At 60.9% G+C, this 11,770-nt stretch carries 13 protein-coding genes; 10 read left to right on the plus strand and 3 right to left on the minus strand.

What is annotated here, in order from left to right; genetic code table 11:
* The first annotated feature begins 90 nt into the window (after positions 1-90).
* From BQ8794_RS19185 to BQ8794_RS19220, 8 genes are all read left to right on the plus strand, one after another.
* The gene (locus BQ8794_RS19185) at positions 91-306 is read left to right on the plus strand and encodes a hypothetical protein (RefSeq protein WP_143744614.1); all 216 of its coding nucleotides are present in this window, start codon (positions 91-93) and stop codon (positions 304-306) included.
* A gap of 904 nt (positions 307-1,210) precedes the next feature.
* A complete protein-coding gene (locus tag BQ8794_RS37070) occupies positions 1,211-1,333 on the plus strand; it encodes a hypothetical protein (RefSeq protein WP_258122430.1) in 123 nt (40 codons plus the stop codon).
* A gap of 132 nt (positions 1,334-1,465) precedes the next feature.
* On the plus strand, positions 1,466-1,801 hold the full coding sequence (locus tag BQ8794_RS19195) for a hypothetical protein (RefSeq protein ID WP_244555026.1): 336 nt from the start codon (positions 1,466-1,468) through the stop codon (positions 1,799-1,801).
* Between the two features lie 13 nt (positions 1,802-1,814).
* Entirely contained in the window at positions 1,815-2,108 is a 294-nt protein-coding gene (locus BQ8794_RS19200; protein WP_077380217.1) for a DUF1488 family protein, read from the plus strand.
* Between the two features lie 130 nt (positions 2,109-2,238).
* On the plus strand, positions 2,239-2,424 hold the full coding sequence (locus tag BQ8794_RS19205; protein WP_077380219.1) for a DUF3606 domain-containing protein: 186 nt from the start codon (positions 2,239-2,241) through the stop codon (positions 2,422-2,424).
* A 337-nt stretch (positions 2,425-2,761) separates the two neighbouring features.
* Positions 2,762-3,418: an ABC transporter ATP-binding protein gene (locus BQ8794_RS19210; protein WP_077380221.1), complete on the plus strand. Its 657-nt coding sequence runs from the start codon at positions 2,762-2,764 to the stop codon at positions 3,416-3,418.
* A complete protein-coding gene (locus BQ8794_RS19215) occupies positions 3,418-5,826 on the plus strand; it encodes an FtsX-like permease family protein (protein ID WP_174654481.1) in 2,409 nt (802 codons plus the stop codon). Before BQ8794_RS19210 ends, BQ8794_RS19215 begins: the two co-directional genes overlap by 1 nt.
* Positions 5,816-6,871, plus strand: coding sequence for a lipocalin-like domain-containing protein (locus BQ8794_RS19220; protein ID WP_077380223.1), 1,056 nt, complete (start codon positions 5,816-5,818; stop codon positions 6,869-6,871). The genes BQ8794_RS19215 and BQ8794_RS19220 overlap by 11 nt, the downstream gene beginning before the upstream one ends.
* 335 nt (positions 6,872-7,206) lie before the next feature.
* On the opposite strand, the gene BQ8794_RS19225 is transcribed toward BQ8794_RS19220, so the two are convergent.
* Positions 7,207-8,133, minus strand: coding sequence for an ABC transporter substrate-binding protein (locus BQ8794_RS19225; protein WP_077380225.1), 927 nt, complete (start codon positions 8,131-8,133; stop codon positions 7,207-7,209).
* 270 nt (positions 8,134-8,403) lie between these two features.
* Here BQ8794_RS19225 and BQ8794_RS19230 point away from each other — a divergent pair, with 270 nt between their 5' ends.
* Complete coding sequence (locus BQ8794_RS19230) at positions 8,404-9,267, plus strand: hypothetical protein (RefSeq protein ID WP_077380227.1); 864 nt, start codon at positions 8,404-8,406, stop codon at positions 9,265-9,267.
* 46 nt (positions 9,268-9,313) lie between these two features.
* Positions 9,314-9,901 (plus strand): YceI family protein, encoded by a 588-nt coding sequence (locus tag BQ8794_RS19235; protein WP_077380229.1) that lies wholly within the window; start codon positions 9,314-9,316, stop codon positions 9,899-9,901.
* A 131-nt stretch (positions 9,902-10,032) separates the two neighbouring features.
* On the opposite strand, the gene BQ8794_RS19240 is transcribed toward BQ8794_RS19235, so the two are convergent.
* Positions 10,033-10,767, minus strand: coding sequence for an FCD domain-containing protein (locus tag BQ8794_RS19240; RefSeq protein ID WP_077380231.1), 735 nt, complete (start codon positions 10,765-10,767; stop codon positions 10,033-10,035).
* Between the two features lie 108 nt (positions 10,768-10,875).
* On the minus strand, positions 10,876-11,730 hold the full coding sequence (gene fghA / locus BQ8794_RS19245; protein WP_077380427.1) for an S-formylglutathione hydrolase: 855 nt from the start codon (positions 11,728-11,730) through the stop codon (positions 10,876-10,878).
* Positions 11,731-11,770: the final 40 nt, after the last annotated feature.

An 11,770-nucleotide genomic window follows, 5' to 3' on the forward strand; every position in this document is an offset into this window, starting at 1 on the left:
AAGCGTACAGTCCTAATGTCGCTGGCCACTGAACGGGCGCTGGCGCTTGAGAGCGTAGATCGTACTCCCGCCCCCTATGGGAGTTATGTGATGGAAAACGACAGCCGCTCAGACGGATTTATCTCCGCTCACGACTTTGACATTCTGTGCGATGCCTTCGAGGCTTCGGTCGAGGAAGGACGGGTAACCAAAGCGCACAGGATTCAGCACGCCAAGAATCTGGTGCGCGAACTCACCGGCCAAGAGAACGCCGACAAACACCTGATTAGCCGGATGATGCGGGGTTGCCACGCTACCCAGCCGTAGGGGAATGGCGGGCCTACTTGGGTTTGGTAGGCCGCTTCCGTTCCTTCGCATCTTCAACGCCTCGGTCAAACCCGGCTTGGTATTCGGTCTTGCCTGCGGGGATGGAGTGGCTTGGGATGCCGGGTAGGATGCCGGGCGAAACCGTCTTACAACCGTCCAAATACCCCTTCTCGAAAGATCCAGACATTACTTCTGTCCCGATGGTTTCTCGTCTCGCCGCTCACTAGTATGTGCGGCCTTGGCTATCTTTTTGACCATAGCATCTGACCGACCGCCCGACGGCGAAACGATGAACGTTCATTGCTGGATCCTCCTGATTGTGCCTAGCGCCTGTTCCTGATCCTGCTCTAACGCAGCTTCGAGTTCGTAATGGTCGATACCCACAAGCTGGCTCGCGAGATAGAGAGTCGAGGAGACGGCGGGAATATGGATGAAGGTGGCGACACGCCGGTAGGCGAGCCAGGAAATCCCGTCGATCCAGTCGTCGTCCTCGTGGTATAATCGCCCGGCTGCTGAAACTCATCGACGCCTCCCAGCGAGAATCGTGCCGTGAATTTCACGGTCGTGTGCTTTGTGCGGGTGTTCATTTGCATATCCCTGGAAAGAGCAGATTATTGCGCTCGCGAAGCGACGCAGCCCTTTCAAAATCGATGATTTGGGGAGTTGGCGGGTCGAGAGCCTGTGACGCCGCGATAGCAAGCATGGCCAAAAGAACGATACACGAACGGTATGCGCCAATTGCGGTTTAACTGCCGCTTGTCTGGAGAACCGCTAGCTGCCGAATGCCCTGTTTTGGCCGCCAAGCCGCTTCCGCCAGGAAAGCTCCAAAAAAACTATTATGGATGCTCTTTGTGTGATAGGGTGATTTTCTGGCCGAAAAAATAACAAAACAAAGGAGGCCGCTGTGAAAACCTATATCCCTGCTCAGGTTTACCTTTACGACTACAAGAGCTTATTCGTAAGAGCGTCGGTCACGATTGCCATAGGCATCATCGTCTATTTGACGCTTTTCGGCATCACCTGGTAAGTCCAGACGTCAGTAGCGACTGGCGGCCAAACGTCCTGGAGTGGCGCTTCTAGAGCGCGGGCTTCGCTGGAGGCCGCTGGTCTAGTTCTACCATAGGGATCTTTGATTATCCCACCCAAGAGGTGCACCGCCATGAACGACACCAACGACAAAGCCCGCGAAAATCGCGATGCTGTTGATATCAGCATTCGCGATGCTGTTGATACCAGCATTTGGGAGAACGAAGGCGGAGCCTCGGATCGATACGATATGAATTATCACTACGGCCGGCGCGTAGAGCCGGACGGGTCATGGACGATCTATCACGTCTTCACCGGGGCACCGGCAGATATGGGAAGCCGATCCAGGGCTGGGCTCAGCAAAACAGATGCCACTACCAGAATGATAATTCTGAACGCGCACAATGCGAAGAGACGCAAGGCCGCGAGCCTGCAACAGACGTTCGCTACGCGGTTCTTAACGGCTTGAGGTATGTTCAACCTTGGCGCTGACTTTTCCGAACCGAAGCCGCAGCTACGACGAGGCCGGACAATACCTCCATTTTCTCGGCCACAATGGCATGTTTGAAATGCTGTTCTTGATTGAGATCGAAGCGCTCGCGAACGCAAAACCGGAAGCAGCCACAGCCGAAGCGGGTTATTTGGCGACCTTCGATGCATCACCGGACTCCATTCGTGATGTCGCGCGGAAAGTTTACTCCCACGGCCGCAAGAACGTGTACCAGCCCAGAAGACCTCAACGCTTCGAACAGCGGACGAGCAAAGCGTTCCCGTAAGGGATCGGCTTATCCCTGCGACCGCGGAGTTGTGCGGTTTCGACATGGTTGGGGACTACGTCCTTGTCCCCGTCGATTAGAGGATTATCCTTGACAGGTTTGGGCGAGGCGATCGCCCACGGAGGTTGTCATGGCAGACGACAAGTCAAAGCGTGGTCCGCAAGACAGAGCACGGGTCGACGGTGGCGAAGACTATGAAGTCGGGTACCTCATGAAGAAGCACCATCTCGAACGGGCTGATGCCCTCAGGCTGGTAAAAAAGTACGGAAACAACCGCGCAAAGATCGAAGAGGAACTCGTTGCCCGAAAGGTTTGATCGTGTATTGCCGTGGGGCTGGCATAGAGCCAAGCACGCCTGAGTGCGACCAGGCTGCAGGCATAATCAGGAATTGAAGGCGGCGCTCCAGTTCCGTTTGGAGAGTGAGTTGCGACGGTACGGTCAACGCCTATCCCGCCTGGCTGAGAACCGCTCTAGATCGTAATTGTACATCGAATTCCAAGTGGAGGTCGCGTTAGATGCAAAACGCGAGCCCTCTGAAAAAACCATTGTCCAATTAAGGCAGTGGGTTTGGAGGCTGTATGAAAGGGGTCGTTGTTTGGCGCTATTTCACGGGCATGCCGTGTCAGATGCACGCGGACCTCCGGGGAGTAGCATGCTGCTGAGGCTGCACCAGATCGACAAATTCTACCCCACTGGCGAGGGGCCGTTGCATGTTCTGAACGGGATCGATCTTTCGCTGGAGGCGGGCAAGAGCCTTGCGCTGACCGGCGAGTCTGGCAGCGGCAAGAGCACGCTTTTGCACCTCGTTGCAGGGCTCGACAGCCCTGATGCGGGAGAAATCCACCTTGGCGGTACCAATATTGTGGGGCTGAACGATACAGCCCTTGCCGCCCTGCGGCGGGGAACAGTCGGACTTGTGTTCCAGCAGTTCAACCTGATCCCTTCGCTTGATGTGGCGGCCAACCTTGCCTTTCAGGCTCGGCTTGCTGGCCGCCCTGATCCGGCATGGTTGAAAGTCCTTGCCAAACGGCTGGGCCTCGCCCAAGTCCTCACGCGCTACCCTGAACAACTGTCGGCCGGCCAGCAACAGCGGGTGGCGATCGGCCGGACCTTGGCCGCCCGGCCCCGGCTGGTTCTGGCTGATGAGCCCACGGGCAATCTGGATGAGGCAACAGGGGACGCTGTACTCGATCTTATGCTGTCGCTGGTGGCTGAAACGGGTGCCGCCCTGTTAATGGTCACCCATTCCAACCGTCTGGCAAACCGGCTGAATGCCCGCGTTCACCTGCACGCGGGCCGGCTGGTGTGATGGTGTGGACCGGGCTGACAGCGCTCTTGTCTCACTGGCGCAGGCGGCCTGTCCAATTGGCGATGCTGCTTTTGGGGCTATCGCTGGCAACGGCGCTGTGGTCAGCGGTTCAGGCGATCAACGGTGAGGCGCGGGCGAGCTATGACCGTGCAGCGGCGATCCTTGGGCAGGACCGGCTCGCGCAACTAGTGCGTGAGGACGGGGCCCGGATGGATCAACAGGAGTTTGTGAGACTGCGGCGAGCAGGCTGGCTGGCTTCGCCGGTGATTGAAGGTGAAATGCGGTTTGGGGATGTGCGGTTGCGCGTCCTTGGCATTGACCCACTGACTTTGCCGCCGCAGGCGCAGCAGGTGGATGTTGCGGTGGGTGATGAGCTACTGCCGTTCATTACGGCGCCCGGTGTGCTCTATGCAGCTCCGGAGACCGCGACACGACTAACCGAGCAAGCAACACCTCCCGTGCGCGTGGCCGAGGGTTTGCCGCCTGGCACAGTCCTCACCGACATCGGGCAGGCGCAGGTCTTGCTTGGGGCAAAGGACAAGATCTCTCGTCTTTTGCTCTGGCCGGACCAACCGATTGGCCGCGCCCCTCTGGAGGTGACAGCCCCCGGCCTGACCCTGCGCGAGCCGAGCGAAACGGGGGATCTTGCCAGGCTGACCGACAGTTTTCACCTGAACCTGACGGCTTTCGGTTTTCTTGCCTTTGCGGTGGGGCTCTTCATCGTGCATTCCGCCATCGGTCTGGCTTTTGAACAGCGCCGCCCGGTGTTTCGCACGCTGCGCGCACTGGGCTTGCCGGCCCGCGTGCTGGTCCTTTTGCTGATCGCCGAGCTGCTGACCTTCGCCCTCCTCGCGGGGCTGGTAGGCGTGGCACTTGGCTATGTAGTCGCCTCGGCCCTTTTGCCCGACGTCGCCGCCACCCTGCGCGGGCTTTACGGGGCCGATGTGCCGGGAACGCTGTTGATCCGCCCCGCAGTGTGGGCAGCGGGGCTGGCCATCGCGGTAATCGGCACGCTGGTGGCGGCCGCACAGAGCCTCTGGCGGCTATGGCACCTGCCGCTGCTTGCAGCGGCCCAGCCTCGGGCCTGGGCGCGGGCTTCGGAGCGGGCACTGCGCGCGCAAGGCGTGGCTGCGATGGTGCTCCTGCTGACGGCGGCGGGAATTGCACACTTCGGATCCGGCCTCGAGGCGGGCTTTGCGCTTCTGGCGGCACTGCTGTTGGGGGCGGCACTGGCGCTGCCGCTCGTGCTGACGGGGATATTGCACCTTGGCGGCCGCTTGGCGCGTGGACCATTGGCTGAATGGTTTTGGGCCGACACGCGTCAACAGCTTCCCGGCCTGTCATTGGCGCTAATGGCACTGCTGCTTGCGCTGGCAGTCAATGTGGGCGTCAGCACGATGGTGTCGAGCTTTCGGCTGACCTTCACCGGCTGGCTCGATCAGCGTCTCGCCTCAGAGCTTTACGTGACCGCCCGCACCGAAGCAGAGGCCACGGCGATACGCGACTGGCTGGCCCAGCGCAGCGACGCGGTCCTGCCGATCTGGAGCATTGAGGGCCGGGTCGCAGGCCAGCCCGCGGCAATATACGGCGTGGCCGATCATGCCACCTATCGCGACAACTGGCCGATCCTCTCTGCAGTGCCGGAGGTGTGGGACCGGATCGCCACAGGCGACGGCGCCCTGATCAACGAACAACTGGCGCGGCGCCAGGAGTTGGGCTTGGGGGACCAGATCACGCTGCCTGGTGGCTGGCGGGCCAGCATCGTCGGCGTCTATGCCGACTATGGCAACCCGATCGGCCAAGTGATCATCGGGATCGACACACTGCTCCAGCACTATTCTGACGTCTCCCGCCTGCGCTATGCCATTCGGATTGCCCCCGGCAAGGCCGAAGCACTGGCTGCGGGTTTGCGGGCGGAATTCGGGCTGCCCGCGCAGAACGTAATTGACCAGGCCGGGATCAAGGTCTTTTCGCTCAAAGTGTTTGAGCGCACATTCAGAGTGACAGCCGCGCTGAATGTGCTGACGCTGGGAGTCGCGGGGCTGGCGATGTTTGCGAGCCTCATGACCCTGTCGGGGATGCGCCTACCGCAACTGGCGCCGGTCTGTGCCATGGGTCTGCCCCGCCGCCACCTCGCATGGCTGGAGCTTTGGCGCGGCTTGTTGTTGGCAGGCTTGACCATGCTGGCCGCTCTGCCTGTAGGTATCGGGCTCGCCTTTGTTCTGCTGGCGGTGGTGAATGTGGAGGCTTTTGGCTGGCGTCTGCCGATGCACCTTTTTCCCGGTGACTGGGCGCGGCTGGCGGCGCTCGCGTTGCTGGCGGCCGGACTTGCAGCCGCCGCGCCTGCTTGGCGGCTGGCGCGCCTTTCGCCATCGGATTTGCTGAAGGTATTTGCACATGAGCGTTAGAGCATTGCTGATCTACATGAGCTTGGCCGCACCTGCCTTTGGCCAGGGTTTTGCTGGGCTTGGCACAGAGGCTGACGGGTTTTCAGTGCCCCAGCCGGGGACTGCATTCAACTTTCCGGCAGACCACGGCCCGCACCCCGGTTACCGGATCGAATGGTGGTATTTGACGGCCAACCTGCAAGCTGCGGATGGAGCGGACTATGGCGTGCAATGGACTCTTTTCCGATCCGCCCTGGCCCCGGTGGAGCGGTCCGGCTGGTCCAGTCCGCAGCTTTGGATGGGCCATGCGGGGCTGACGACGCGAACGCACCAATTCGTGGCCGAACGGCTGGCACGGGGCGGCATCGGCCAGGCGGGGGTTTCGGCTGCACCCTTTGCGGCCTGGATTGACAACTGGCAGATGGCAGGCCGGGCCCTGCCAGAGGCGGATGCGCTGTCGGCGCTCGATCTGCACGCGGCGGGACAGGCGTTTTCCTACGAACTGGCACTGGACGCCAAAGGCCCTCTGGTGCCGCAGGGAGTGCAGGGCTACTCGGTGAAATCCGAGAGGGGGCAGGCGAGCTATTACTACTCGCAACCATTCTACCACGTGACCGGTACACTGACCCTTCCGGCGGGCGTGATTGCGGTGTCCGGTCAGGCGTGGTTGGACCACGAATGGTCCTCGCAGCCGCTGGCTGAGGATCAGACCGGGTGGGACTGGTTCTCCTTGCATTTCGACAGCGGCGAAAAGATGATGGGCTTTCGCCTACGCGACGGAGGCGCGGGCTTTACATCGGCCACATGGATCAAGGCCGACGGCAGGCCGCAGCCGCAGGCCCCCGGCGCGCTAAGGGTGACGCCGCTCGAAACGGCTGCAGTCGCGGGACGTAGCGTGCCGATCCGCTGGAGGGCGCAATTGCCGGAAAACGGAGTGGATGTGACCATCCGGACGCTGAACCCAGAAGCATGGATGGACACACGCTTTCCCTATTGGGAAGGCCCGATCCGATTTGAGGGCACCCATGCCGGGCGCGGCTATCTCGAGATGACAGGCTATGAGTGACTGGAGGACGCTGCTCAATCGCGAGATCGCGACGGTTGGCGAATTGCCGAAAATGGAGAAGGTTAGTTTCCAGCGCCCTTCCCGCTACCAAAACTACTTGAACCATTGAAATAGCTAAAAAATCTATGCACAATGGTAGCGCTTTCGTTTGAAATTGATCAAGAAGTTTAACGTGGCCCTCGTTTTCCACGCGCCAGGTGATTTCAGAGGCGAGGAAGAGCAGCACGCGTTTTACTCCTCCCTGAAAGCGCGCTCGATCCGATCAGCAAGGGCTTCACGATACAAGACAACATCGTGCGCCTGCCGGTCGAAAAGATTTCGCCGGCCGCTGATGATCAGGCGGCGCCTTCCAGATAGCGCTTGTCGAAGACGCCTTCGGCAGCATCGCACTTCGACTTGTCGAGCAGGTTCGCCCTGACCATCAGGTCGATCGTCGTCTTGAGCGCCTTGTCTGGCACGGCCAGGCCCTGCGGCCACATGCCCATGCCACGCATATATTCCAGGCCCCGTCGCGCCAGGGATTCGCTTTCGGGTGTGGTAATGCGCTGGAAGATCGGCAGGGTGATGCGATGGTTGGCCGCTTCATTCGTGACCGAATGCGCCTCGATCAGCGCCTTGAGGAAGCGGGTCACGAGATCGCGGTTCGCTGCGAGCCAGGATGCCTTGCCGATGACAGCGGTGAAGACGACCTCGGGGATTGCGGCGCTGACTTCCCCGAGCAGATTGTAGCCCTTGTCCTGCGCGAGGAAATTCCATGGTGCGGGCTGCGGAGCGCAGTCGATTTTGCCTGCCTGCAGCGCCTCCCACCGCTTGGTGTGAATGCCGGCCAGGGCAAACTCATAATCGCCGGGGTAGTGCAGCCCTGCCGCGGCCAGCATGATCTGCGTGTAGATCGCGGTGCCCTCCGTCAGCGAGGACGTGCCGACTTTCTTGCCCCTCAGTTCGGCAAGCGAGCCGATGCCCGGGCGCGCCACGATCGACATCGGCAGGCGCACGGCGTTGGCTGCAACGATACGCAACTCTCCTCCCCGGACGAAGTCGGCAACGGCGCCTTCCGGCGGCGTAATCGCCAGATCCGCTTCGCCGTCGAGAACGGCCGCGGTCGCCTTTTCGACGCTGCCCATGCGCTTGTAGTCGATCCGGATGCCGTGCTTTTCGAAAAGGCCCTGTTCGTCGGCGACGAAGACAGGAAGCCAGTTGAACCCCTGCGCGCCGCCCGCGAGCCGAAGATCGGCGAGGCCGGCAGGTTCCTGGTCAGTCATGGCGATATCCTCCGTTGAAACTTCCGGCGCAGGCGCCGGCCTCTGTCTGGCGAGATGCGGTTCGGTTCTACGGCCCTGATGCCGGGCACATTGACAGACGCATAATAATTTGAGATACCATCTAGTATCTAAAAAACATACGGTATGTCAACATACCGAACGAGGAAGTCGGCTGATGTAACATCGAGCCGAAGGAGGAAACATGCGCCCTCACCAAGAGTGTCGCCGATATCAGCAGCCGACAGTTCGACGCGCTGCGGAACAGCTGACATGAGCGGCCTGGCGCAATCACCACAGGAAGCGATGGTCCTGGGCATGGTTACGGCTGGTTTGCTGGCGCTTGTGGCAGCTGGGCTGCTGCGCTGGCTTCGCGCCGGGAAGCTCTGGACGGACCTCCTGGTGCCCGCTTCCTTCCTCGTCGCTTACTGGCTGGCCTACAACAAGGTGCCGTCTTTCCCGCCAGTAGGTGCGGTCAACAAGGTCTTCTTCGTCGCCGTGATTGGAACGGCGCTCGGTGTCCTGGCCGAGGCCGCCGGCCGTGGCATGCTGGGTCGCGCACTTGTCCTTGCCCAGCCGATCGCGTCCGCCGCGTATATAGGAGCGGCTCGGCTGCCCGATGCGCTCCCGGAAGTGGCGGTGGCCGCGTTATGGGGCCTGCTGGTGATGCATGGCCTTTCCGGTGGAACAGACCGGGCCGAGGATGAATCCGGCACAAGGCGCGCCGCCTTGCTCGGCATCGCATGCGCCGGATTCGCGCCGATCGCGCTATTGGGGGCATCGTCCTCGAGCTTCCAGCTCAGCCTGCTTTTCGCAGCCGCCCTAGCGGCCATTGTCGCCACCAATATCTCAAATCCGGATTTCGGATTCCGCTCCGCATCCCTCTTGGGAGGAGCAGGTGGCATGATAGCGGTCGCGCAGACCGTCACGCTGATCACGCGCAAGACCGACATGCCGGCGCTGGCCGTGCTGTCATTGGTCTTTGTCGCGCCGTTTGTCGTCGATCCGGTTTTGCGCCGGATCCGCGCCACGAACAAAGCCGTCCGCCTCGCCGCATTTGTCGGGATTTGCCTGCTGCCAGTCGGCGCATCCCTGGCGATTGTGATCGCGCGGTATGGCTCAAGCTTCCCGGTATGACCCGGAAGAGAACTGTCGGAAACCATTTTAGGAGGAAGTTACACCTATGTCGAAACTACTGCGGACCACCTTGCTTGCCGCCACGATCGCCTGGTTGCCGCTAGCCGCCGAAACAGCCGCGGCTGGGACTTTCGAAATCGATCCCGTGCATTCGGGCATCGCTTTCTTCATCGACCATCTCGGCTTCTCGCAAGTGATCGGAACGGCGAAGGAGTTCTCGGGCACGTTCGCGTTCGACGCCGCCCACCCGGCTGACAGCAGCCTCGACGTTGCAGTGAAAGTTGCCGGCATCTCGACCAACAACAGCCAGCGCGATAGCGACATCCAGGGCGCCGACTGGTTCAACGCAACCGAGTTCCCGCAGATCACCTTTGTCGGGCGGGAATTCAAGGCGGTCGATGCCAAATCCGGAACGATCACGGGCGATCTCACGATCGCAGGGGTGACAAAGCCGGCCACGCTGGACGTCACCTTCAACAAGGAAGGCGAGAACCCGTGGGACAAGAGCCACGTCGTCGGCTTCAGTGCGCGAACTTCGATCAAACGCAGCGACTTCGGCATGAAGGCCGCGCTCGGAATGATCGGCGACGACGTGAGCCTCGTGATTCAGGTTGAAGGGCGTGCCCGTTCATAATTCACGGTGACCATCCGGCAGGCTGTCGCCTGCCGGATGGCTCGATGGAAGCGGATCCCATCGGCAGCGTTCGTTCAGGCTGGTTCGGTCACCATCACCCACGGATTGCGCCAAGTGAAACTTGCCGCGGCCTACTCTGCGGCCACGGGATCCGGACGCCTGAAGGCATCGGCCGTCCCACTTTGCGCGAAAAGGTGGCTTGCATGAGCAATGACGTTCTCGGTCGTCTCGCGGATATGCCGGTCGACCAGATCCTGCGCCGTGGCCGTGTCGCGGGCGATGACCCTATCCATGATCATCTTGTGCTCGACGTCCTTTGCGCGCCATTGCGGGCGAAACTGCGAGGACATCCTGCGGTAGCGGTGGGCGCGCTCAAAAAGCTTCTGCCGGATCTCGAGCAGATTGGGCGAACCGCATGCAGCGACCAGCGACAGGTGGAACGCACTGTGCAACGTGGCCCATTCGTCGGAGAGATAGTAGCTCGCACCAAGCCGGCTTTGCAGGCGATCCATCCGATGGAAGGCGGCCATGATGTCCGCCTCCCAGCGATCGTCGCCACGATCGATTGCCAGCTTGATGCACTGCCGTTCGACGAGCACACGGACATCCGTCAGATCGTTGAGATCAAACAGCGAGACTGGCGCGACCAGGAACCCGCGCTGCCCCTCCGCCACAACCAGGCCTTCGGCCACCAGCCGCGACAGGGCCTCGCGCAGAGTGGAGAAGCTGACTTCATACAACTCCCTCAGCGTCTCGAAGCGCAGCTTGGTTCCCGGTTTCAAGGCACAGCTGATGATGTCGCTCCGCATGCGCGCCAACACATCCCCAGCGCGTGTCTCTCCGGCAGCCTTGAGGGTGTTACCCATGCATACGACTCCGCATTGAATTATCGCGGAGATTACTGCGGATTTTCGAAATAATCAAACCTGCCGCGTCGAAGCGGCGGGATACCGGCCAGGGCGGGCGTGTTGGCCTCAGCCGTTAAGCAACAGCCTCTCAGCATGCCAGCGCAGATGGTCGTCCATGAAGGTCGAAATGAAGAAATACGAATGGTCGTATCCATCCTGCATGCGCAGTTTCAGTGGAATGCCGGCCTTGGCGCAGGCCGCCTCCAGGAGCCAGGGCCTTAGCCCGTCATTCAGGAACCCGTCGGATGTCCCCTGGTCGGCGAGAAATTCCTGAAAGCGATGCCCATCCTCAATGAGCGATGTGGTGTCGTAGATCCGCCACGAGGCTTCATCCACGCCGAGGTATTTTTCGAGGGCCGGCCTCGACCAGCCGGCTGTGCTTGGCTGCACGATCGGCGCGAAGGCCGAGCAACTCCTGAACCGCTCCGGGTTCTTCAAGGCAATCGTCAATGCACCATGCCCGCCCATTGAATGGCCGGTTATGGCTTGGCGTGACATGTCTGCCGGAAAATTCGCAGCGATCAACGCCGGCAGCTCCTCGACGATATAGGAATACATCCGGTAATTCTTCGCATAAGGCTCCTGCGTCGCATTGAGGTAGAAACCGGCGCCGCAGCCAAACTGCCAATTGTCCTTCTCGTCGGGGATGTCGGCACCGCGCGGACTGGTGTCCGGACAGACGACGATCAGGCCAAGTTCGGCGGCCATGCGCCGGTATTCGCCTTTATCCATGACATTTTGATGGGTGCAGGTCAGGCCCGACAAATACCACACCACCGGGCAAGGCGTTTCCTCAGCCTGTGGAGGCACGAAAACGGCAAACGTCATGTCGCAGGAGCAACTCGTCGACAGGTGCGAATAGACGCCCTGCACCCCGCCATGGGATTTTGCCTGGGAGATGGTGTTCATGGGTTCCGGCATGTCGTCCTTCTCCACCAATTTCAAGCGCCAATGATAGCCA

This window comes from Mesorhizobium prunaredense (assembly GCF_900156895.1).
Taxonomy (GTDB): domain Bacteria; phylum Pseudomonadota; class Alphaproteobacteria; order Rhizobiales; family Rhizobiaceae; genus Mesorhizobium; species Mesorhizobium prunaredense.